At 70.4% G+C, this 23414-nt stretch carries 18 protein-coding genes and 1 pseudogene; 3 read left to right on the top strand and 16 right to left on the bottom strand.

What is annotated here, in order from left to right:
• Position 1: 1 nt before the first annotated feature.
• The 3 genes from zwf to pgl are packed head-to-tail and all read left to right on the top strand — an operon-like array spanning position 2 to position 3356.
• Positions 2-1525, top strand: coding sequence for a glucose-6-phosphate dehydrogenase (zwf, locus tag OG897_RS10940; RefSeq protein WP_266655221.1), 1524 nt, complete (start codon positions 2-4; stop codon positions 1523-1525).
• Positions 1522-2574 (top strand): glucose-6-phosphate dehydrogenase assembly protein OpcA, encoded by a 1053-nt coding sequence (opcA, locus tag OG897_RS10935; protein WP_266655219.1) that lies wholly within the window; start codon positions 1522-1524, stop codon positions 2572-2574. Before zwf ends, opcA begins: the two co-directional genes overlap by 4 nt.
• Positions 2574-3356, top strand: coding sequence for a 6-phosphogluconolactonase (gene pgl, locus OG897_RS10930; protein ID WP_266655217.1), 783 nt, complete (start codon positions 2574-2576; stop codon positions 3354-3356). Before opcA ends, pgl begins: the two co-directional genes overlap by 1 nt.
• 344 nt (positions 3357-3700) lie before the next feature.
• Here pgl and OG897_RS10925 read toward each other — a convergent pair whose 3' ends face one another.
• From OG897_RS10925 to OG897_RS10850, 16 genes and pseudogenes are all read right to left on the bottom strand, one after another.
• Complete coding sequence (locus OG897_RS10925; RefSeq protein WP_266655215.1) at positions 3701-5272, bottom strand: PH domain-containing protein; 1572 nt, start codon at positions 5270-5272, stop codon at positions 3701-3703.
• Entirely contained in the window at positions 5269-5793 is a 525-nt protein-coding gene (locus OG897_RS10920) for a PH domain-containing protein (RefSeq protein WP_266655213.1), read from the bottom strand. Before OG897_RS10920 ends, OG897_RS10925 begins: the two co-directional genes overlap by 4 nt.
• Positions 5794-5823: 30 nt before the next feature.
• Positions 5824-7506, bottom strand: coding sequence for a glucose-6-phosphate isomerase (gene pgi / locus OG897_RS10915; protein ID WP_266656746.1), 1683 nt, complete (start codon positions 7504-7506; stop codon positions 5824-5826).
• 58 nt (positions 7507-7564) lie between these two features.
• Positions 7565-8782 (bottom strand): MFS transporter, encoded by a 1218-nt coding sequence (locus tag OG897_RS10910; RefSeq protein WP_266655211.1) that lies wholly within the window; start codon positions 8780-8782, stop codon positions 7565-7567.
• A gap of 180 nt (positions 8783-8962) precedes the next feature.
• A complete protein-coding gene (locus tag OG897_RS10905; protein ID WP_010352468.1) occupies positions 8963-9298 on the bottom strand; it encodes an RNA polymerase-binding protein RbpA in 336 nt (111 codons plus the stop codon).
• 171 nt (positions 9299-9469) lie between these two features.
• On the bottom strand, positions 9470-9700 hold the full coding sequence (gene secG / locus OG897_RS10900) for a preprotein translocase subunit SecG (protein WP_266656744.1): 231 nt from the start codon (positions 9698-9700) through the stop codon (positions 9470-9472).
• A 149-nt stretch (positions 9701-9849) separates the two neighbouring features.
• Positions 9850-10629, bottom strand: a complete 780-nt coding sequence (gene tpiA / locus OG897_RS10895) for a triose-phosphate isomerase (protein ID WP_266655209.1) — start codon at positions 10627-10629, stop codon at positions 9850-9852.
• Between the two features lie 7 nt (positions 10630-10636).
• Positions 10637-11848 carry a phosphoglycerate kinase gene (pgk, locus tag OG897_RS10890; RefSeq protein ID WP_266655206.1) on the bottom strand — a complete coding sequence of 404 codons (1212 nt, stop codon included), beginning with the start codon at positions 11846-11848 and terminating at the stop codon, positions 10637-10639.
• Between the two features lie 108 nt (positions 11849-11956).
• Positions 11957-12967: a type I glyceraldehyde-3-phosphate dehydrogenase gene (gene gap, locus OG897_RS10885; protein ID WP_266655203.1), complete on the bottom strand. Its 1011-nt coding sequence runs from the start codon at positions 12965-12967 to the stop codon at positions 11957-11959.
• A 246-nt stretch (positions 12968-13213) separates the two neighbouring features.
• Positions 13214-16171 (bottom strand): M14 family metallopeptidase, encoded by a 2958-nt coding sequence (locus OG897_RS10880; RefSeq protein WP_266655199.1) that lies wholly within the window; start codon positions 16169-16171, stop codon positions 13214-13216.
• A gap of 371 nt (positions 16172-16542) precedes the next feature.
• Positions 16543-17511, bottom strand: a pseudogene (whiA, locus tag OG897_RS10875) (DNA-binding protein WhiA); the annotation flags it as partial.
• Positions 17502-18560: a uridine diphosphate-N-acetylglucosamine-binding protein YvcK gene (yvcK, locus tag OG897_RS10870; protein ID WP_266655197.1), complete on the bottom strand. Its 1059-nt coding sequence runs from the start codon at positions 18558-18560 to the stop codon at positions 17502-17504. The gene yvcK and the pseudogene whiA, both read right to left, overlap by 10 nt.
• Positions 18557-19588: an RNase adapter RapZ gene (rapZ, locus tag OG897_RS10865; RefSeq protein WP_266655195.1), complete on the bottom strand. Its 1032-nt coding sequence runs from the start codon at positions 19586-19588 to the stop codon at positions 18557-18559. Before rapZ ends, yvcK begins: the two co-directional genes overlap by 4 nt.
• Positions 19560-21602: an excinuclease ABC subunit UvrC gene (gene uvrC / locus OG897_RS10860; RefSeq protein ID WP_266655193.1), complete on the bottom strand. Its 2043-nt coding sequence runs from the start codon at positions 21600-21602 to the stop codon at positions 19560-19562. Before uvrC ends, rapZ begins: the two co-directional genes overlap by 29 nt.
• A gap of 81 nt (positions 21603-21683) precedes the next feature.
• Entirely contained in the window at positions 21684-22493 is an 810-nt protein-coding gene (locus tag OG897_RS10855; RefSeq protein WP_266655191.1) for a hypothetical protein, read from the bottom strand.
• A 4-nt stretch (positions 22494-22497) separates the two neighbouring features.
• Positions 22498-23157: a papain-like cysteine protease family protein gene (locus OG897_RS10850; RefSeq protein ID WP_266655189.1), complete on the bottom strand. Its 660-nt coding sequence runs from the start codon at positions 23155-23157 to the stop codon at positions 22498-22500.
• Positions 23158-23414: the final 257 nt, after the last annotated feature.

Below are 23414 nucleotides of genomic sequence, written 5' to 3'. Positions count from 1 at the left end.
CTTGTCCAGCAGCAATCCGCTGCGTGACGCACAGGATCGACGGCTCCCGCGCATCGCGGGGCCGTCGGGCCTGGTCATTTTCGGCGTCACGGGCGATTTGTCCCGTAAAAAGTTGATGCCTGCTGTCTACGACCTGGCCAATCGCGGCCTGCTGCCGCCGGGCTTCTCGCTCATCGGCTTCGCCCGTCGCGACTGGGAGAACGAGGACTTCGCGCAGGTCGTGCACGACGCGGTCAAGGAGCACGCGCGCACGGAGTTCCGCGAGGAGGTCTGGCAGCAGCTGATCCAGGGCATGCGCTTCGTGCAGGGCGACTTCGACGACGACAACGCGTTCGAGACGCTGAAGTCGACGATCCAGGAGCTCGACCAGGCGCAGGGCACGGGCGGCAACTTCGCCTTCTACCTCTCCGTACCCCCGAAGTTCTTCCCGCAGGTCGTCCAGCAGCTGAAGAAGCACGGACTGGCCGAGCAGAAGGACAACTCCTGGCGGCGCGCGGTCATCGAGAAGCCCTTCGGCCACGACCTGGACTCCGCGCAGGAGCTCAACCGGATCGTGCACGAGGTCTTCCCGCCGAACGAGGTCTTCCGCATCGACCACTACCTGGGGAAGGAGACGGTGCAGAACATCCTGGCGCTGCGTTTCGCCAACCAGATGTTCGAACCGATCTGGAACCGGTCGTACGTGGACCACGTGCAGATCACCATGGCCGAGGACATCGGCATCGGCGGCCGGGCCGGGTACTACGACGGCATCGGCGCGGCCCGCGACGTCATCCAGAACCACCTCCTCCAGCTGCTGGCCCTGACCGCGATGGAGGAGCCCGCCTCCTTCGACGCGGACGCGCTGGTCGCGGAGAAGTCGAAGGTCCTGGGCGCGGTCAAGATCCCCAAGGATCTGGGCCGGGACACCGTGCGCGGCCAGTACGCGGCGGGGTGGCAGGGCGGCGCGAAGGCCGTCGGCTACCTCCAGGAGGACGGTATCGACCCCCAGTCGAAGACCGACACCTACGCCGCCGTGAAGCTGGAGATCGACAACCGCCGCTGGGCGGGCGTCCCCTTCTACCTCCGTACCGGCAAGCGCCTCGGCCGCCGCGTCACGGAGATCGCGGTCGTCTTCCAGCGCGCCCCGCACTCCCCCTTCGACCACACCGCCACCGAGGAGCTCGGCCAGAACGCGATCGTCATCCGCGTCCAGCCGGACGAGGGCGTGACGGTGCGCTTCGGCTCCAAGGTGCCCGGCACCTCGATGGAGATCCGGGACGTGTCGATGGACTTCGCGTACGGCGAGTCCTTCACGGAGTCGAGCCCCGAGGCGTACGAACGCCTCATCCTCGACGTCCTGCTCGGCGACGCCAACCTGTTCCCGCGCCTGGAGGAGGTCGAGCAGTCCTGGCGGATCCTCGACCCGATCGAGCAGTACTGGGACACCCACGGCAAGCCCGCGCAGTACGCGTCCGGCACCTGGGGCCCCGACGAGGCGAACGAGATGCTCGCACGAGACGGACGGAGCTGGCGCCGGCCATGAGGATCGACCTGACGGACACCACGTCCAGCAAGATCAACAAGGCACTCGTGCAGGGACGGCGGGCCATAGGAACCCCCGCCGTCGGCATGGTGCTGACCCTCGTCATCGTGACCGACGAGGAGAACGCCTACGACGCCCTGAAGGCAGCGAACGAGGCGTCCCGCGAGCACCCCTCGCGCACCCTGGTCGTCGTCAAGCGGTTCTCGCGCTCGCCCCGCGACCGCTCGAAGGCGCGCCTGGACGCAGAGGTACGGCTCGGAGCCGACGCGGGCACCGGCGAAACGGTTGTGCTGCGCCTGTACGGCGAGGTCATCAACCACGCCCAGTCGGTCGTGCTCCCCCTCCTGCTCCCGGACGCCCCCACGGTCGTCTGGTGGCCGGTGAACGGCCCCGTGGACCCGGCGAAGGACCCCCTGGGGGCCCTGGGCCAGCGCCGCGTGACCGACACGTACGCCGCCGAGCAGCCGATTCACGAGCTGACGGCACGCAGCGAGAACTACACGCCGGGCGACACGGACCTCTCCTGGGCCCGCATCACCCCGTGGCGCTCGATGCTCGCCGCCGCGCTCGACCAGCTCCCCACCCAGGTCACCTCGGTCGAGGTGGAGGGCGAGGAGTTCAACCCGAGCTGCGAGCTGCTCGCCATGTGGCTCGCGGACCGCCTCTCGGTCCCGGTCAAGCGCACCCTCTCCGCCGGTCCCGGTCTGACGGCCGTACGGATGGAGACCGAGGACGGCCCGATCGTCCTGGACCGCGCCGACGGCTCCCTGGCCACGCTGTGCATGAACGGCCAGCCGGACCGCGCGGTGGCGCTCAAGCGCCGCGAGACCTCGGAGCTGCTCGCCGAGGAACTCCGTCGCCTCGACCCGGACGACACCTACGCCTCGGCGCTGAAGTTCGGCGTGGACCGGCTGGGTGCGGTCGTGGACAAGGCGGAGGCGGAAGCCTCCAAGGCCGACGAGCCCGCCGCTCCGGAGAAGGCCGCCTCGGACAAACCCGCCCCGGCGAAGAAGGCTTCCTCCGCTGCCAAGAAGGCGGCCTCCAAGTGATGAGCAGCGCACCACAGTTGGTGGTGCACCGGGACAAGGAGCTGATGGCGCAGGCCGCGGCGGCCCGGCTCATCACGAAGATCGTCGACGCGCAGGCCGCCCGCGGCTCGGCGTCGGTGGTCCTCACCGGCGGCCGCAACGGCAACGGTCTCCTCGCCGCTCTGGCCTCCTCCCCGGCCCGGGACGCGATCGACTGGTCGCGTCTGGACCTGTGGTGGGGCGACGAGCGCTACGTTCCCGCCGCGGACCCCGACCGCAACTACACGCAGGCCCGCGAGGCCCTGCTGGACGCGGTCCCGCTGGATCCCGCGCGGGTGCACGCGATGCCCGCCTCCGACGCGGGCTTCGATGACGCGGACTCGGCGGCTGCCGCGTACGCGGCCGAACTGGCCGCGGCCTCCTCCCCCGAGGACCACGGTCCGGTCCCGACCTTCGACGTCCTGATGCTGGGCGTCGGCCCGGACACGCACGTCGCGTCGCTCTTCCCCGAGCACCCGGCGGTACGGGAGACGGAACGGACGGTGGTCGGCGTCCACGGCGCCCCCAAGCCCCCGCCCACCCGCATCTCGCTCACCCTCCCGGCGATCCGGGCGGCGCGCGAGGTGTGGCTCCTGGCGGCGGGCGAGGACAAGGCGAAGGCGGCGGCGATCGCCCTCTCCGGCCCCGGCGAGATCCAGGCCCCGGCCTCGGGCGCGTACGGCCGCGCCCGCACCCTCTGGCTCCTGGACAAGGCGGCGGCCTCAGAACTCCCGAGGTCCCTCTACCCCCCGTCCTCGGCCTGACCTCCTCCGCACCGCGGCCCGGCACTCCCCCCCACGAGGGGGACGACCGGGCCGCGGTGCGTCGGAAGGGGCTCGGGAGCCGGGGGCCAGGGCCTGTCCGGCGGATCAGGCCGTAGGGAGTGACCTGCGACTTCTCGATACCGCAGAGCGGGGTCGATGGGGTCTCCCCTGCTCGAACGAAGTTGAGAGCTTGGGGAAGCGTGCAGCTGCAAGGCGGAGGATGGAGACGACGCGGAGCGTCGGCGATTGACGACAACGCAGGAGGGGGGTCCCCCCTGGTCCTTAAGACCTTGGGGAGTGCGTGCCATGCCCCGCGACCGCGACAAGATCCGCCGGACAGGCCCTTAAGGGGCACGCTCCAGGAACGGACCGAGCAGGCCCTCCACCGCCTCGTCGGCGAACTCCAGTCCCTCCCCCGCCCCCACGTCGTAGGCGGAGTACGCCCCCACCCCGGCCGCCGTCGTCGCCGTCACCGTCATCAGCCCCGCCCTCCGCTGGAACACCGACTGCTTCACGGTGAACCCGATCACCCCGTCCCGCCGCAGCGCCACCGTCGCCCGCCGCATCGACCCCGACCTCACCACCAGATAGTCCCCGGACAGCCCGTGACCGAGCGAGCGGTACGCGTCCACCGCCATCAGCGCCGTCAACGGGAGCAGGACCACCGCGACGGCCACCGCCACCCACACCAGCACCTGCGTCAGCAGCACACCCAGCAGTGCCAGCGGCAGCACCACCCCGAGCACGGAACCGAGCGCCCACCTCAGCCGCCTCCCCCGCGCCGCCCGAGGATGCGCCCGCAGCCGGGCCGAGGCGGTCGGGGAGACCGGCTCCCGCAGCACCCGCGCGGCCACCGCTTCCGCCACGTCCTTCGGTGCGGGAGGGATGAGGGTCTTGCGGTCGGTCTTCTGGTCGGTCTCGGTCTCCGCGAGGCCGGTCGCCACCGCGTCCACCCGGGCCGCCCCCGACAGCCGGACCCCGAGCGGCTCCAGCACCTCGACCCCGCGCAGCCGCCGCTCCTCGATGGAGATCGACCGCGAGGTGAACAGCCCCCGCTGCACCCGCAGCGTCCCGCCCGGCTCCCGGTCGAGCCGGTACCCCCACCACATCTCGACGAACAGCCCGAGCGCCCCCACCACCCCCGCGGCCAAGAGCACGACGGCGAGCGTGACGATCATCCAGAGCACGGTGACTCCGTCGAACAGGTCGCCGACCCAGTCGATGACCTCCAGTTGGAGCCCGAACCATTCGCTGCCCTGCATCACCGCGCCACCGGCTCCGATCCCGAGGAGCGGTGCGACGAAGGACAGCGGCGCGTACCTGATCCAGCGGGGGTCCAGGGTGGCGAGCCTGCCGTCGGCGGGGTCGTCCGCGTCCTCCAGGGCCGCCCGGTTCAGCAGTTCGCGGCGCAGCCGGTCGCCCTCCCGCCGGGTGACCGGGTTGAGCTGGAGGATGGAGTCCGCTCCCCCGACGCTGTGCTCCCCCGAGCCGATCCGCACCTTGACCAGGCCGAAGACGCGCAGCAGCGGGTGGGCTGTCAGGTCGACGGTGCGGATGCGCTCACGGGTCAGCGAGCGGCGCTTCACCAGCAGCAGCCCGGTGTGCAGTTCGGCCCGCTCGGGGCCGATCCGGTACCGGGTGTGCCGCCAGCGGACGTACTCCAGGCCCGCGCTGACCAGGACGAACAGCGCGGCCCCGCCGAGCACCCAGCCGAGCGCGGACGGCACTCCGAAGGGAACGGAGAGGGCGACGAAGGCGGGCACTCCGCCGCTGAAAGCGATCCCGCCCATGAGGAGCGCCGCGACGAGCACCGCCCGCCGGTCGAGCTTCCGCCACGGCTCGACCCCGGGCCCGTCTCCTGCGGGAACGTCCCCGGCCGGGGCCACTCCCGGGCCGTTCGAGCGCGTCTCGCTCATGTCGCGTCCCCGGGGGTCGCCCCGGTGATCTGTGTGAGCTGCTCGGCCAGTTCGGCGGCGACCTCGTGGTCGAGCCCCTCGATCTTGACCGCGCCCTTGGCGGACGCGGTGGTGACGACGACGGTGGCCAGCCCGAAGTACTGCTGGAGCGGCCCGCGCACGGTGTCCACGGTCTGGATCCGGGACATAGGCGCGATGCGCCACTCCTGCCAGAAGTACCCGGTGTGGAGGTACACCGCGGAGTCGGTGACCTCCCAGCGGTGCACCCGGTACCACCAGCCGGGCAGGAACAGCGCCGCCGCCAGCCCGGGCACGGCGATCAGTGCCGCCGGGAGGAACAGCCAGAACCTGGCCGGTTCGAGCAGCACTCCCAGCAGGACCAGGACGAGGACGGGCGGCAGGACCAGGGCGAGCCACTGCACCCGCCACCAGGGGACGACCCTCCGGTCGAACCTGTTGCGCGGCGGCCTGAGCCGCAGCGCCCCCGCCGCCCTTCCGGTCCCCGCCCCGGTCCCCGTCACCGTCACCCCTCGCCCGTCAGCCGACCGGCCTCAACGGCCGCGCAGCATACGGTACTTGCCCACCAGAGCGGCGGTCGAACTGTCGAGCTGCCCGCCTGCCTCGGTTCCGGTAAGCACCGGTTCGATCTTCTTCGCCAGAACCTTGCCCAGCTCGACGCCCCACTGATCGAAGGAGTCGATGTTCCAGATCGCACCCTGGACGAACACCTTGTGCTCGTACAGCGCGATCAACTGGCCCAGCACGGACGGCGTCAGCGCGTCGCTCAGGATCGTGGTCGTCGGGTGGTTGCCCCGGAAGGTCTTGTGCGGCACCAGGTCCTCGGCGACGCCCTCGGCGCGCACCTCGTCCGGCGTCTTGCCGAAGGCGAGCGCCTGCGTCTGGGCGAAGAAGTTCGCCATCAGCAGGTCGTGCTGCGCCTCCAGCCCCGGCGTCAGGTCCTCGACCGGACGGGCGAACCCGATGAAGTCGGCCGGGATGACCTTGGTGCCCTGGTGCAGCAACTGGTAGTACGCGTGCTGCCCGTTGGTGCCCGGGGTGCCCCAGACGACCGGACCGGTCTGCCAGTCCACCGGGTTGCCCTCGCGGTCCACGGACTTGCCGTTGGACTCCATGTCGAGCTGCTGGAGATAGGCGGTGAACTTCGACAGGTAGTGGCTGTACGGCAGGACCGCGTGCGCCTGCGCGTCGAAGAACGCCCCGTACCAGACACCTAGCAGACCGAGCAGCAGCGGTACGTTCTCCTGCGCCGGAGCCGTCCGGAAGTGCTCGTCGACCTGGTGGAAGCCGTCGAGCATCTCGCGGAAGCCGTCCGGGCCGATGGCGATCATCAGCGACAGGCCGATGGCCGAGTCGAACGAGTAGCGCCCGCCGACCCAGTCCCAGAACTCGAACATGTTGGCCGTGTCGATGCCGAAGTCGGCGACCTTCTCGGCGTTCGTCGACAGCGCCACGAAGTGCTTGGCGACGGCGGAATCGTCGCCGCCCAGCTTGCCCAGCAGCCAGTCGCGGGCGGAGGTGGCGTTGGTGATGGTCTCGATCGTCGTGAAGGTCTTCGACGCGACGATGAAGAGGGTCTCCTCGGCGTCCAGGTCGCGCACGGCCTCGTGCAGGTCCGCGCCGTCCACGTTCGACACGAAGCGGAAGTCCAGCTCACGGGCGGTGAAGGAGCGCAGCACCTCGTACGCCATGGCGGGGCCGAGGTCCGAGCCGCCGATCCCGATGTTGACGACCGTCTTGATGCGCCTGCCGGTGTGCCCGGTCCACTCCCCCGACCTGACCTTGTCGGAGAAGGCGGCCATCCTGTCGAGGACGGCGTGCACGGCGGGGACGACGTTCTCGCCGTCGACCTCGACCACCGCACCGCGGGGGGCGCGCAGCGCGGTGTGCAGGACGGCACGGTCCTCGGTGGTGTTGATCTTCTCGCCGCGGAACATGGCGTCGCGCAGCCCGGCGACGTCGGTGGCCTCGGCCAGCTCGCGCAGCAGGCCCAGCGTCTCGTCCGTGACCAGGTGCTTGGAGTAGTCGAGGTACAGGTCGCCGACCTGGAGCGTGTAGCCCGTGCCGCGGGCCGGGTCGGCGGCGAACAGGTCGCGCAGGTGGGTGTCGCCCAGCTGCTCCCGGTGCTTGCCGAGGGCGGCCCACGCGGGCAGCTGGTTCAGCCTGGTGCGGCCGTCCGTACCCGTCCGGCCGCTCTTCGAATCCATCGCGTTCATCTCGGACATCAGCCCACTTCTACTCGTATCCGCCTGCATCCCCCGCTGCTTCCCCAACTTAATTGATCAGAGGTGCGAGTGCGGCAACGGACAGGACGAACAGTCCGGCGGCCAGCAGCATCGGCGTGTTCAGCCCCCAGGCCGACGCCACCAGCCCTCCGAGGAGGGCCCCCAGCGGGGCCCCCGCGGCGCCGAGCGTGCGGGAGGCCGCACTGACCCTGCCCAGCATTCCCGCCGGGGCGCGCTCCTGCATCAGCGTCACCTGGTTGGCGTTCCACACCAGTCCCATGAAGCCGAACACCGCGAGGGCCGCCACGCTCACCCACAGCTCCCGCACCAGCCCCATGGCCAGCAGGCACCCGGTCTGCACGGCCCCGGCCAGGAACACGCACCGTAGGCGCCCCAGCGCCGCGGCCAGCCGCCCCGCCGCCAGCCCCCCGGCGACGCTCCCCACCCCGTACGCGGTGAGCGCCACCACGTATCCGGTGTGCCCGGCGTCCAGCCAGCCGGTGATGTGCAGCACCAGCATCGCGATGAGCGCGCCGACCCCCACGTTGCACAGCGCGGCCGAGACGCAGAGCCCTCGCAGCGGGCGGTCCGCCCAGAGCGCCTTCACGCCCTCCTTGATGTCGCCCCGCAGGGTCGCTCCGGGGGCCCTCGGCTCCTTCTCGGGGGCCTCGGCACGCAGCGAGGCGATCAGCACCGCCGCCAGCGCGTACGTCGCCGCGTCGGCCGCGTACGGCACGGAGGGCCCCTGGAGCAGCAGTACCGGCACCAGCGGCGCGGCCAGGAAGGTGCCCGCGATCATCTGCCCCGTCATCAGCCGGGCGTTGGCCGTGCCCAGCGCAGGTCCGGGGACCAGGGAGGGCAGCAGGGCGGTGGCGGCGTTGTCGAAGAGCGTCTGGAGCGTGGTCAGGGCGAACGCCACCACGACGAGCAGCGCGATCGAGGCGTGCCCCAGGGCGACCGCCACCGCGAACGCGGCCATCAGGGCGCCCCGCAGGAGGTCGACGGTCCACATCGCCCGCCGCTGGTCCACCCGGTCCGCCACCGCCCCGCCCACCAGCCCGAACAGCAGCCAGGGCAGGAAGCCGCAGGCGGTCACCAGCGACACCGGTACGGGATCGGCGGTGAGCGAGGCGGCGAGCAGCGGCATCGCGGCCCCGCGCAGCGAGTCGCCGAACTTCGACACGACGGCCGCCGACCACAGCCTCCCGAAGCCCCCGCGCCACGCGGGCGCCTGCCCCTCCACCACCTCTGCCGCTGCCACTGCCACAACTACCCCCGTACGTCCCACTGTTCAGCTCGTGCAAGAACCGTAGGGGGTACCACTGACAATCGCGCTGACCAGCTGAAACAACCAGAAGGGCCAGGAAACAGCGAAAGCCGGGAAGCAGCGAGAACCAGGAAACAGTGAGGGCCGGACGCCACCCGGCGTCCGGCCCTCACTCCGTTCCTAGATCTCGCCCCGCAGTTTGGCGAGCGCCTCGGCGAGGATCGCCTCGCCGTCCGCGTCGCTGCGCCGCTCCCGGACGTACGCCAGATGCGTCTTGTACGGTTCCGTGCGCGGCGGAGCCGGAGGGTTGTCCCGGTCCTGACCGGCCGGGAATCCACAGCGCGGGCAGTCCCAGGTGTCGGGGACCTGCGCGTCACTGGCGAAGCTGGGCTGTGTCTCGTGCCCGTTGGAGCACCAGAAGGAGATGCGCAGGCGGGGCGCGGACTCGCCGCGCTCGGCCTCACCCATCGGCCCCGCTCCGACCCGGCTTCCCCGGATCGCGTTGCCACTTGCCACGGTCGTAACTCCCTGCGTGAAGGTGCTGCGAGGCTTCGTCGTACGACCTCGCGGCGGGCGCCCCGTCTCGATAAAGGCTCAACGCGCGTCCAGTGAGGGGAGTTACACCCCGACGCCGGGACGCCTGCCCATGATAGGCCGCGATCCCGGCGTCGTACCGGACGATGTGCGTCAGCCGTCGAGCTTCATCAGCAGCGCGAGCGCCACGATGAGTGCGAACCAGACCAGACCGACGACAACGGTGATCCGGTCGAGGTTGCGCTCGGCGACCGAGGACCCTCCGACGGACGACTGCATGCCGCCGCCGAACATGTCGGAGAGGCCGCCGCCCTTCCCCTTGTGCATCAGAACCAGCAGCATCAGCAGCAGGCTGAATACGATCAGGGCGATCGAGAACCCCATAACCACGGCTGGACCAACTTCCTCGGATCAGACAAAGACGACGGGGGCCGGTGGCGAGCCACCGACCCCCGTCAGAGTACGACGGATCGGCCCTAGGGCCTACTCACTGCCAGTACTACTGGTAGCGGCCGGGCCCGACAGGAGGGCGACTACTGGTCGCGGAAGCGGACGATCTTGACGAACTCGTCGGCGTCCAGCGCCGCGCCGCCGATCAGCGCACCGTCGACGTCCGGCTTCGCCATGATCGCGGCGACGTTCCCGGACTTGACGGAACCGCCGTACTGGATGCGGACCTTGTCGGCCAGCTCCTGCGAGTACAGCTCGGCGAGACGGCCGCGGATCGCACCGCAGACCTCCTGCGCGTCCTCGGGCGTGGCGACCTCACCGGTGCCGATGGCCCACACGGGCTCGTACGCGATGACGATGGTCTCGGCCTGCTCGGCCGGGATGTCCTTCAGACCGCCGTCGACCTGGGCGAGGGTGTACTCGACCTGGTTGCCCGCCTTGCGGACGTCCAGGCCCTCACCGACACACATGATCGGGGTGATGCCGTGCTTGTACGCGGCCTTCACCTTGGCGTTGACGACCTCGTCGGTCTCGTCGTGGTACTGGCGGCGCTCGGAGTGGCCGACGGCCACGTAGGAGCACTTGAACTTCGCCAGCATCGCGCCGGAGATCTCGCCGGTGTACGCGCCGGAGTCGTGCGCCGACAGGTCCTGGGCGCCGTACTTGATCTTCAGCTTGTCGCCGTCGACGAGGGTCTGCACGGAGCGCAGGTCGGTGAAGGGCGGCAGGACCGCGACCTCGACCGCGTCGAAGTCCTTGTCGGCCAGCGCGAAGGCGAGCTTCTGGACGTGGGCGATGGCCTCGAGGTGGTTGAGGTTCATCTTCCAGTTGCCCGCCATCAGCGGGGTACGGGTGGTGCTCATCTAAGGATCAGTCCTCCAGTGCGACAAGGCCGGGCAGGCTCTTGCCTTCCAGGTATTCGAGGCTTGCGCCGCCGCCGGTCGAGATGTGGCCGAACGCGTTCTCGTCGAAGCCCAGGATGCGGACCGCGGCGGCCGAGTCGCCACCGCCGACGACGGAGAAGGCGTTGCTGTCCAGCAGGCCCTGCGCCACGGCGGCGGTGCCGCCCGCGTAGTCCGGGTGCTCGAAGACGCCCATCGGGCCGTTCCAGAAGACGGTGGCGGCGTCGGCCAGCTTGGCAGCGTACAGCTCACGGGTCTTGGGGCCGATGTCCAGGCCCTCCTGGTCCGCCGGGATGGCGTCCGCGGCGACCGTGGTGGGGTTGGCCGGGGTCTTGCCCTTGAGGTCGGGGAACTCCGCCGAGACCAGGACGTCGACGGGAAGGACGAACTCGACGCCCTTCTTCTCGGCGCGCGACAGGTACTCCAGGACGACCGGGATCTGGTCCTCCTGGAGCAGCGAGATGCCGACCTCGTGGCCCTGTGCCTTGAGGAAGGTGTACGCCATGCCGCCGCCGACCAGGATGCGGTCGGCCTTCTCCAGCAGGTGGTCGATCACGCCGAGCTTGTCGGAGACCTTGGCGCCGCCGAGGACGACGACGTACGGACGCTTGACGTCCTCGGTGAGCTTCTTCAGGACGCCGACCTCGGTGGCGATGAGGTCGCCCGCCGCGTGCGGCAGCCGGGCCGGGAGGTCGAAGACCGACGCGTGCTTGCGGTGCACCGCGCCGAAGCCGTCGCCGACGTACAGGTCGGCGAGGGAGGCGAGCTCGTCCGCGAAGGCGCCGCGCTCGGCGTCGTCCTTGGCGGTCTCACCGGCGTTGAAGCGCAGGTTCTCGATGACCGCGACCTGGCCGTCGGTCAGTGCCTCGACGGTGCTGCGGGCGGACTCGCCGACCGTGTCGGTCGCGAACGCCACGTCCGCGCCGAGCAGTTCGCCGAGCCGCGCGGCGGCCGGGGCCAGCGAGAAGGCGGGGTCCGGGGTGCCCTTGGGGCGGCCCAGGTGCGAGGCGACGATGACGCGTGCGCCCGCGGCGGCGAGCTTGGCGATCGTCGGCTGGACGGCGCGGATGCGGCCGTCGTCGGTGATCTTCGTGCCGTCGAGCGGCACGTTGAGGTCGGCGCGGACGAAGACCCGCTTGCCTGCGACCCCGTCGGCGATGAGTTCGTCGATCGTCTTCATGAGTTACGGCTCCTCAGGAGGGCTGGACAGGCCACAGGGCTCGCACAGCGCCGCATTGCGCTGCCCGAGCCCTGTCGCTCACATCTTCATGCTCTCAGCTACTGCTGATCAGAGCTGACCGCCGACGAAGACGGTCAGGTCGACCAGACGGTTGGAGTAGCCCCACTCGTTGTCGTACCAACCGAGGATCTTCACCGTCTTGCCGTCCTGCACCATCGTCATGAGGGAGTCGAAGGTGCACGACGCCGGGTCGCTGACGATGTCCGAGGACACGATCGGGTCCTCGGTGTAGTACAGGTAACCCTTCAGGTCACCGTCCTCGGACGCCTTCTTGAACGCGGCGTTGACCTCGTCCTTGGTGACCTCGCGGTCGAGCTCGACGACCAGGTCGGTGGCCGAACCGGTCGGGACCGGCACGCGCATCGCGATGCCGTCGAGCTTGCCCTTGAGCTGCGGGAGGACCAGAGCGGTGGCCTTCGCGGCACCCGTCGTGGTCGGAATGATGTTCTCGGCGGCGGCGCGGGCGCGACGCAGGTCCGAGTGCGGGAAGTCCAGGATGCGCTGGTCGTTGGTGTACGCGTGCACCGTCGTCATCAGGCCCTTGACGATGCCGAAGTTCTCGTCGAGAACCTTCGCCATCGGCGCCACGCAGTTCGTGGTGCAGGAGGCGTTGGAGATGATGTGGTGCTGCGCGGCGTCGTACTTGTCCTGGTTGACGCCCATCACGATGGTGATGTCCTCGTCCTTGGCCGGAGCCGAGATGAGGACCTTCTTGGCGCCACCGGCGATGTGCTTCTCGGCGTCGGCCTTCTTGGTGAAGATGCCCGTGGACTCGATCACGATGTCGACGCCCAGCGTGCCCCACGGGATGTCGGCGGGGTTGCGCTCGGACAGCACCTTGATGGTGTGACCGTCGACGGTGATGGTGTCCTCGGTGTGCGACACCTCGGCCTTGAGACGGCCCAGGATGGTGTCGTACTTCAGAAGGTGCGCGGTGGTCGCGGTGTCACCCAGGTCGTTGACAGCCACGATCTCGATGTCCGCACCCTGCTCCAGCAGCGCCCGGAAGTAGTTGCGCCCGATGCGGCCGAAGCCGTTGATGCCTACGCGGATCGTCACGAACCGATCTCCTCGTTGGTACGCCGAGGTTTCGACGCCACGGCGAGCTTGAATGGGATGTCCCCGACCGCTGTCGACCCTACCTCTCCGTAGACCTTGACGTCGCATCGAGTACGGCCGGGCCGTGGCCGGAACATGACCCGGCGACCCGTACTACCCAGTAATGGAGCGGGTAGCAGGGGCCGCCGGGACCTTTGTCCGTATTACTCTGCGTGACCGTGAAGGACGGCCCTTGATGCCGTCCGGTCAGCCCTTGATGCTCTTCAGGGCCTTCTCCAGGAGCGTGGCGCGCTCCTTGGCGTCCGGTACGTGCTCCAGGCCGAAGCCCAGGAGTGCGGTGTCACGCGTGGTGATCGCCGCGTACGTCTGGAACAGCTCGCCGGTACGGGCCCACGGGGCGGTCACCGCCGGGCTGCCCGCCGGGGCGGCCGTCGGGGCCCACGCGCCGAGGGAGGTCTCGAAGCCCTCGGCGTCCTTGTCCGTGCCGCCGACGGTGAGGCGGGTGTCGTCGAGGAAGACGCCCCGGCCCAGGTCGCTCGGGTCGGTGGCGTAGGCCAGCGACAGCTCGACCTTCTTGCCCGCGTAGGCACTCAGGTCGAAGGAGACCTGCTTCCAGCCGGCGGAGGAGCCGGTGAAGCTGTTCCACTGGCCGCTGCTGCCGGAAGCGGTGCAGCCCGCGTCGGTGCGGGTCAGGTAGTGCGCCAGGAACGGGTGCGCCTGGAGGTAGAAGCCCTGGTCGCACTGGGCCGGGACGGTGTTCTTGGTGAGGCCGCTCTTCTCGGGCAGCGTCGTGTAGTCCTCGCCGCCCTCGGTACGGGCCTCCAGGAACGCGTGGTCGTAGCCGGGCTCGGTGTTCCAGTTGAGCGCCGCGCGCAGCGCCGGCTGGTCGGCGGCGGTGACGCCGGTCAGGTCGACGGTCCGGGTCAGGCGCTTGTACTGGCCGCTCTGACTGGTCGCGGACGCCATCCAGGAGCCCTGGTAGGGGGCGTACGGGTTGGCGACACCGGTGTAGCGGCCCGCCTGGGCGCTCTTGAACTGCGGGAACTCGGCGGCGGGCAGCGAGTCGGAGGTGACCAGGTAGGAGCCCGCGGTGTCCAGCGGGTTGCCGGGCGTTCCGGTGAGCGGGGTGGAGACGCCGCTGAGCCCGCCCGCTCCGGCGAGGCCGGTGACGCCGGGAGAGTTCACCCGGCCGTACGCGCCGAGGTAGTACTGGGCGAAGTCGTCGGTCAGGGCCGGGCCGAGCTGGGCGGTGCCGCCCGCCTTCTCACCGGCCTCGACCAGCTTGCCGCCCTCGTTGAGGTACTGGCGCAGCTGGTACTGGGTCGCACCGCCGGGGGTGTTGGCCCCGGTGTAGTGCACGACCGAGTCGAAGTGGCCGAGGACGCCGAGCGAGTGCGGGGCGCCCTGGGTGGCGACGTCCCAGACGGTGGCCGAGCGGCCGTTGGCCTTCAGCGCGTCGACGTACTTCTGGACCTCCGTGGCGGGTGCGCCCTCCTCGGCGACCACCAGGTGCGCGGCCTGGGGGCGCTGGGCGAGCGTGTAGGTGAAGTGCTCACTCTCGGTGGGCTTCCCGGCCCTGGTCTCGCCGGTGAACCAGACCTCGACCTTGTCGCCGGGCTTGCCGTCCTGGACCTTGGCGCGGTAGTCGTCGAAGTACGTGTTGTCCTCGTCGCCGTACGTCTCGCCGCCGTCCCACGCCTTCAGCGCCTGGTCGTGGACCTTGCCGCCGTTGACGCGGTAGCGGAGTTCCTTGTCGCGCACCGACTTGCGGGCGGTGACGTTGATCTCCTGGTCCTTGTCACGGGCGTACGAGCTGGTGAACGGGTCCAGCGTGAAGTCGGGGGCGTCGATGCCGACGGAGGAGACCGGCTGGTCCGGCGTCAGGGAGGTCTCGGCGACGGAGACGGCGAAGGGGATGTTCTTCGCGAACTCCTGCTGGATCAGCTTCTCGTCGTCGGGGAAGTTGAAGCCCGACATGCAGTCGCGGGCGTTCCACCGGTCGTTGGGGTCCAGGTCGGAGATCGTCTGGCAGGTCGACATCTCGGGCGTGAACATCTTGATGCCATTGACGTTGCCCGCGTGACCGTCGGCCTCGCCGTTGGTGACGTACAGCTCCGAGGAGACCTGCGGGTGGTAGCCGGGGACGGCCGAGTTCTCCGGGGTGCCCGCGAGGGCCTTGAGGGCCACGTCGTCGGGGGTCGGGGTGGCGACCTGCCAGCCGACGCCGTAGAGGAGCAGTTCGGCGGCCGAGTGGTAGTTGATCGCGTACTTGAAGCCGATGCGCTTCTGGAAGCGGTCGAGGGCGACCGTCTCGGGCTCGGACATCACCTTCGGGCCGCGGTAGGTCTCGTCCGTGGGGTCGGGGGACGAACCCTCGTTGTCGTAGCCCCACTTGTAGGCGAAGTTGCGGTTGAGGTCGATGCCGTCGCCGGTCTCGGTCTTCCCGCTGCCGTTGGTGTCGCGGAGGTTCTTGCGCCACAGGCGGACGTTGCGGTCGGCGGGGGCGGTGTGCGTGTAGTCGTAGCCGTCCGGGTTGGCGGACAGCATGAACCACAGCTCGCTCTTGTCGACGAGCTTGGTTGTCTTCGCGTCCTTGCCGTACCCGTTGACGAAGTGGTGCATCAGTCGCCGGGTCATCTCCGGGGTGATCCACTCACGGGCGTGCTGGTTGGACAGGTAGAGCGTGGCGGGCTTGGAGCCGTCGGCGCTCTGGCGGGCGTTCTTGGTGAGCTTGAGGGCCAGGATGTCCTTGCCCTGGACCGTCTTGCCGATGGAGACGACCTTGGCGATCGACGGGTTGGCCTGCGCGACGGCCAGCAGCTCCTCCGCCAGGCCGCCCTTGCCGCTGTACGGACGGAACACGCCGTCACCCTCGGCCGCGGCCCGCGCCCTGGCGGCGGGGAACTTGCGCTCGCTGATGTCGACACCCTGGGTGCGCAGTTCGGAAGCCTGCTTCTGGGTGAGGATCAGCTCGACGGTGGCGGTGCCCCTGGCCGGGACCTGCTCGCTCAGCTCGTGGGCGTCGGTGCCCGCCCTCAGGAGCAGCGGCACCTGCGCCTGGGTGACCTTGGCGTCCCACACCGAGACGTTCTCGCCGCCCCCAGCGGCGTTCCCGGCGGGCTGCGCCTGGGCCACGGGTATCGCCGCCACCCCGGCTATCAGCAGTGAAGATGCGGCGAGTATCGATCTCGCTCTGCGTCTCATGTGCCCCCCTTGCTCTTGTCTGTCACGTGAGTGAACAGACGTCAGAATCATGACCATTCATGGCCACGTCAAGAGCACATCAGGAACACAGAAAGCTGCCCCTGGCACCCAACTGGGCACCAGGGGCAGCGAGTTGTAACGGAGTCATTAAGTCCGCCACCGGGGGACGGTGCGGACTAGTAGCTTCCGGCCGCCAGACCGTTGGCCATCCCGGGTGTCATACCGGTCGTCATCCCGGCCGCCATCGTTCCCGTCATGCTGCTCGTGGCGTTGTTCGCCAGGGATCCGTTCGCCAGGGAGCTGTTCGCCATCGAGCCGTTGGCCAGGGAGGCGGCGAGTCCCTTGGCCATCTCCTCCTCGATCTCCTCGGTCATGTCCTCGGTCAGATTGCACTCCGTACCGGGGATGCCGAGATCCTGCGCCCGCTTGTCCGCCATGGCGAGCAGGCGGCGGATGCGGCCCGCGACCGCGTCCTTGGTGAGCGGCGGATCGGCGAGCGCGCCCAGCTCCTCCAGGGACGCCTGCTTGTGCTCCATGCGCAGCCGTCCGGCCGCGGCGAGGTGCTCGGGCACCTCCTCGCCGAGGATCTCCAGCGCGCGCTGCACGCGGGCACCGGCGGCGACGGCGGCGCGGGCGCTGCGGCGCAGGTTGGCGTCGTCGAAGTTGGCGAGCCGGTTGGCGGTGGCGCGGACCTCGCGGCGCATCCGCCGCTCCTCCCACGCCAGTACCGACTCGTGGGCGCCGAGCCGGGTCAGCAGGGCGCCGATCGCGTCGCCGTCCCGTACGACGACCCGGTCCACGCCGCGCACCTCGCGCGCCTTGGCTCCGATGGAGAGCCTGCGGGCCGCGCCGACGAGCGCGAGCGCCGCCTCCGGGCCCGGGCAGGTGACCTCCAGGGAGGACGAGCGGCCCGGCTCGGTGAGGGAGCCGTGCGCGAGGAAGGCCCCGCGCCAGGCCGCCTCGGCGTCACAGGTGGCCCCGGAGACCACCTGGGGCGGAAGTCCCCGGATGGGGCGTCCACGGCCGTCCACGAGGCCGGTCTGGCGTGCCAGTTGATCGCCGCCCGCCACGACCCGTACGAGATAGCGCGAACCCCTGCGCAGACCGCTGGGGGCCATCACCACCAGCTCCGAGCTGTGCCCGAAGATCTCCAGAATGTCCTTCTTCAGCCTGCGCGCCGCATAGCTGATGTCCAACTCCGCCTCGATCACGATGCGCCCGCTCACCAGGTGCAGGCCGCCCGCGAACCGGAGGATCGCCGAGACCTCTGCCTTTCTGCAGCAGGTCCGGGTGACGGGGAGCCGGGAGATTTCGTCCTTCACCGCTGCCGTCATCGCCATGGGCCGATCCTTCCATGCATCCGAAAAATACGGTCGTACGCGGCTGCCAGGAGCTCCGGGTCGTGCTTGGGGGCTCCGTCGGGCCGGGCCACCGGCGCCAGCTCGACCGTCGCACCGAACCGCTTGGCGGCATCGGCGAGTGAGGGAAGGTCGGGCACGGCGGCCTGATCGGCCAGCACCACGTCGAGGGCGAGTTTAGGGGCGTGTCGGGCCAAAACCTCCAAATGACGCTGCGGGGAAAAGCCCTCGGTTTCGCCCGGCTGGGGCGCGAGATTGAGGGACAGAATCCGCCTCGCCTTGGTCTCCACCAGGGCATCAAGCAGTTCCGGCACCAACAGGTGGGGGATCACCGAGGAGAACCAGGAACCGGGTCCGAGAACCACCCAGTCGGCGTCACGAACCGCCGCCACGGCCTCCGGAACGGCCGGCGGATCGTGCGGTACGAGATGCACCGACTGGACCTCGCCGGGGGTCAGCGCCACCGTCGCCTGACCCCGTACGGTGTCGACGTCGTCGGGGCGCGCCGGGTCGTGGCCCCGTACGAGCGCCTCCAGCTCCAGCGGGACCGCGGACATGGGCAGCACCCGGCCGTGCGCTCCCAGGAGCTTGCCGACCAGGTCCAGGGCCTGCACGTGGTCGCCGAGCTGCTCCCACAGGGCGACGATCAGCAGGTTGCCGACCGCGTGCTCGTGCAGGTCGCCCTTGGACTGGAAGCGGTGCTGGATGACCCGGGACCAGGTCTGCCCCCAGTCGTCGTCCCCGCACAGCGCCGCGAGGGCCTTGCGCAGGTCGCCGGGGGGCAGCACGCCCAGCTCCTCCCGGAGCCGGCCGCTGGAGCCGCCGTCGTCGGCGACGGTGACGACGGCGGTCAGGTCGCCCGTGATGCGCCGCAGCGCGGCCAGCGAGGCGGACAGGCCCATGCCGCCGCCGAGGGCGACGACCTTGGGCGTGGCGCCGCGCCTGCCGCGCGCGGCGCGCGGGGACGGCTCACTGCCCAGCGCGGAGGTGACCCTGCGCAGGCGGTGCAGCCGGACGGTGCGGTTGGTCACTCGCGCCCCATGTCCCGGTGTACGACGACGGTCTCGACGCCCTCGCTGGCCAGGCGGGCGGCCAGCTTCTCGGACATGGCCACGGAGCGGTGCTTGCCGCCCGTGCAGCCGACCGCGATGGTGACGTAGCGCTTGCCCTCGCGGCGGTAGCCGGTGGCGATGAGCTGGAGCAGCTCGGTGTACTGGTCGAGGAACTCCTTGGCGCCGGGCTGGTTGAAGACGTAGCCGGACACCTCCTCGTTGAGGCCGGTGAAGGGGCGCAGTTCGGGGACCCAGTGCGGGTTGGGCAGGAAGCGGCAGTCCACGACGAGGTCGGCGTCGACGGGCAGGCCGTACTTGTAGCCGAACGACATGACGGTGGCGCGCAGCTCCGGTTCCTCGTCCCCGGCGAACTGGGCGTCCATCTTGGCGCGCAGTTCGTGGACGTTGAGGCTGGAGGTGTCGATCACCAGGTCGGCGTCGCCGCGCAGCTCGCGCAGCAGGTCGCGCTCGGCGGCGATGCCGTCGGTGATGCGGCCGTCGCCCTGGAGGGGGTGCGGGCGGCGGACCGACTCGAAGCGGCGGACCAGGGCGTCGTCGGAGGACTCCAGGAAGACGATGCGCCGGGTGACGCCCTTGGCGTCGAGGTCGGCGAGGGACTCGCGGAGGTTGTCGAAGAAGCGGCGGCCGCGGACGTCGACGACGACGGCGATGCGGGCCACGTTGCCCTGGGAGCGGGCGCCGAGCTCCACCATCGTGGGGATCAGCGCGGGCGGCAGGTTGTCGACGACGAACCAGCCGAGGTCCTCCAGGCACTTCGCGGCGGTACTGCGGCCCGCCCCGGACATGCCGGAGATGATGACCAGCTCGGGGATGGGCGTCTCGGCGGCCTCGGCGGTCTCCCGCGTGGTGCCCGTACTCACGTGTGCTCCGTCTCGGTCGGTGTCCTGGCCCGGTGCGGGGCCTGGTGCGGTGCCGGTTTCCGGCTCCGGCACGGCGGTGGGTGCTGCCGGGCCCCGGTCAGGCTCTGGGCTGTTCTGCTGAGTCATGCGTGGTTCCCCCGTTCTCCGGCGGGGCCGTCGCGGATGCGGTGGCCTCGTCGTCCTCAATGATCTCTCCTGTCGCCGTGTTCACGGCGGGTGCGGCAGGGGCCGCGGCGGCGAGGGTCGCGGCGACGGTCTCGGCCGTCTTGCGGCCGATCCCCGGAACCTCGCAGATCTGGTCAATTGTGGCGGATCGCAGCTTCTTCACCGAACCGAAGTGTTTGATCAGCGCCTGCTTGCGGGTCTCGCCCAGGCCGGGCACGTCGTCCAGGGGTCCGGCACGGAAGCGCTTGGCCCGCTTGGCGCGCTGGTAGGTGATGGCGAAGCGGTGGGCTTCGTCACGCACCCGCTGGAGGAGGTAGAGCCCTTCGCTGGTGCGCGGCAGGACCACCGGGTCGTCCTCGTCGGGCAGCCAGACCTCTTCGAGGCGCTTGGCGAGGCCGCAGACGGCGACGTCGTCGATGCCCAGCTCGTCCAGGGCCCGCTGGGCGGCGGCGACCTGCGGCTGCCCGCCGTCGACCACGACGAGCTGCGGCGGATACGCGAAGCGCTTGGGCCTGCCCTCGTCCTCCCGGATCTCCTCCCCGGGGATCTCTCCGCCCATGAGGTCGCCGCTCTTCTCCTTCGCGGCGAGGTACCGCTTGAAGCGCCGGGTGATCACCTCGTGCATGGAGCGGACGTCGTCCTGCCCCTCGAAGCCCTTGATCTCGAAGCGCCGGTACTCGCTCTTGCGGGCCAGGCCGTCCTCGAAGACCACCATGGAGGCCACGACGTCGTCACCCTGGAGGTGCGAGATGTCGTAGCACTCGACGCGCAGCGGCGCGCCGTCCAGGCCGAGGGCCTCGGCGATCTCCTCCAGGGCGCGGGAGCGGGTGGTGAGGTCGGAGGCGCGCTTGGTCTTGTGCAGCACCAGGGACTGCTGTGCGTTGCGCTGGACCGTCACCATCAGGTCCTTCTTGTCGCCGCGCTGCGGGATGCGCAACGAGACGTTGGAGCCGCGCTTGGCGGTCAGCCACTGGTTGACGGCGGCCGTGTCGTCGGGGAGCGCCGGGACGAGCACCTCCTTGGGCACCGCGTCGCCGCTCTCCTCGCCGTACAGCTGCTGGAGGGCGTGCTCGACGAGGCCGGACGTGTCGACGTTCTCGACCTTGTCGGTGATCCAGCCGCGCTGGCCGCGCACGCGTCCGCCGCGCACGTGGAAGATCTGCACGGCGGCTTCGAGCTCGTCCTCGGCGAGGGCGACGAGGTCGGCGTCGGTTGCGTCGTTGAAGACGATCGCGTTCTTCTCCAGGGCCCGCTTCAGCGCCTCTATGTCGTCGCGCAGACGGGCGGCCCTCTCGTACTCCATGTCCTCGGCGGCGATCATCATCTGCTGCTCGATGCGCTGGAGGTGGGCGCCGGTGCGTCCGGCCATGAAGTCGCAGAAGTCCTCGGCCAGTTCGCGGTGCTCCTCGGGCGTGACCCTGCCGACGCAGGGGGCGGCGCACTTGCCGATGTAGCCCAGCAGGCAGGGGCGGCCGATCTGGGCGGAGCGCTTGAACACCCCGGCGGAGCAGGTGCGTACGGGGAAGACCCGGAGCATCAGGTCGACGGTCTCGCGGATCGCCCAGGCGTGTCCGTACGGGCCGAAGTAGCGCACGCCCTTCTTCTTGGGGCCGCGCATCACCTGGACGCGCGGGAACTCCTCGTTCATCGTCACCGCGAGGTGCGGATAGCTCTTGTCGTCGCGGTACTTGACGTTGAACCGGGGGTCGTACTCCTTGATCCAGGAGTACTCCAGCTGGAGCGCCTCGACCTCGGTGGACACGACCGTCCACTCGACGGACGCGGCGGTGGTGACCATGGTGCGCGTGCGCGGGTGGAGATTGGCCAGGTCCTGGAAGTACGAGGACAGGCGCGGGCGCAGGCTCTTGGCCTTCCCGACGTAGATCACCCGGCGGTGCTCGTCGCGGAAGCGGTAGACCCCCGGCGAGTCGGGGATCTGGCCCGGCTTGGGACGGTAGCTGGAGGGGTCGGCCATGTCGCACAGCCTACTTGCGGGCACTGACAGCCGGGGCGCCCCGGGTGGGACGCCCCGACCGTGGTGCGGGTCCTGCGACCGCTACGCCTGTGTGGCCTTACGGCGGCGCAGGCGTACGGCGGTGAGACCTGCCGCGGCGAGGAGCACGGCCGCTCCCCCGGCGGCGGCCGGGGTGCTCAGGGCGCCGCCGTCCGGGGCGGGGTTCCCGGCGGCGGCCCCGGCGGGGGCTCCGTAGCCGCCCGCCTTGCCCTGCTTGGCGTAGGCGGTGCCGGGGAGCTTGTCGGCGTACGCCTTGTGGACGCGGCTCTGGTACGCGGCGAGGGTGGTGCCCTTCGCCCCGACGGCGCTGGTGGCGTCCTCGTCGAGGGGCAGGACGCGGGTCGCGTCGTGGACGTACCAGGCGTCGATCTGGGGTTCGCGGAAGACGGTGCCGCCGGGGAGTGCGCGGGCGCCGGCGGCGGCGTAGCGGGTCTCGTCGTCGCCGGTGGCGATGTTCACGACCTTCCACGCACCGTCTTGAGGTGCCATCCACAGGGAGGCTTTCTGGCCGTCGGAGGAGACGGCGGTGGTGGCCATGAAGTCGAGTTTCGAGGCCGCGGCGCCCTTCGTGCCCGCGACGAATGCGGCGGAGAGCGTGTGGACGGGCACGGTGGCGTTCTGGACGCGGGGCGCGGCGGCGCTGCGGGTGACGGCGCCGTCGCGGGCGAAGAAGCGCGACAGGGTGTCCAGCGTGGCGGGTGCGGTGGCCGCCTTGTGGGCGCCCTGGGCCGGGGTCTCCTCGGCGCCCGCCTCGGTGGCCGCGCCGAGCAGCAGGGTGGCGGTGACGGCGGCGAGGGCGGCGGCTCTGAGGTGGAGGTGCTTGGCGGGGACGTGGCTGGCGTGGAGTGTCATGGCGTCACGCCCCGATCTTGTAGAGCGAGTGGGTCCAGGAGAACTCGTTGTTGTTGACGTACCAGTCGTGCGAGGCCCAGTTGTAGCGGCTGCTGGTCTGCCACGGGTCGCCCCAGTAGACCCAGTTGCTGGCGGTGTCGTAGCCGTAGATGACGTGCATGTGGCCGCCGCCGCTGGACCACTGGATGCGGGTCTCGACCGGGCGGTTGGCGGATATCTCGGTCTGCACGGTCGGGTAGCGCAGCCAGCCGGTGACGTAGGAGCCCGGGTTGATCCCCGCCCAGCGCAGGCCGGTCTGGACGTTGCCCAGGGTGGCCTGGTTGTTGGGGCAGGTGGTGTTCTGGCTGCGGTTGAAGGCGGCGTTGCAGAACTGGTTCTGGCTGTAGTTGCGGCCGAACCAGGTGGCGATGGTGTTTCCGGCGGCGGCCCAGCACCAGTTGGTCTTCTCCTGGGCCTGCATGGTGATGTTCAGGCGCTTGGCGGCGAGCAGGGGCGCTGCCGCCGGGGCCGCGTCCTGCTGGGCGGCTGCGGCGGGACGGTCGCCGGGCACGGGGGCAGCGGTCGCCGTCGCCGTGGGGACGGCGAGCAGCAGTGCGGCGGTCAGGACGGCCGGGGAAAGCCGTCTGAGGGTCTTGCGGGGACGGGTGTCGCTTCGATCGCGCATCGCGTTCCTCCCGGGGCGGGGGGTGGGGATCTCCCCCAGCTCGACCGAAGTGGAGAGCTGAGAGAGGTGGAGGAGCGCGTCCGGACGCTGTTGAGGAGCATCGGGTGTTGTCGAGTGCAGGTCAACACGCTTCAATGCGGGATGACGCGCGGTTGTGAACGCGGTGGCCCGGATGTGAACGGAAGGTTCCCGCCCACCAGCCCGCTTCGCCGACGGCGGCATGCCGGTGCGGTGTGCCGCCGTGAACGTTCACTGCC

Origin of the sequence: Streptomyces sp. NBC_00237, assembly GCF_026342435.1 — a bacterium.
GTDB lineage: Bacteria > Actinomycetota > Actinomycetes > Streptomycetales > Streptomycetaceae > Streptomyces.
The sequence above is the reverse complement of the archived record's forward strand: the minus strand, read 5'-3'. Positions and strand labels throughout refer to the sequence as shown.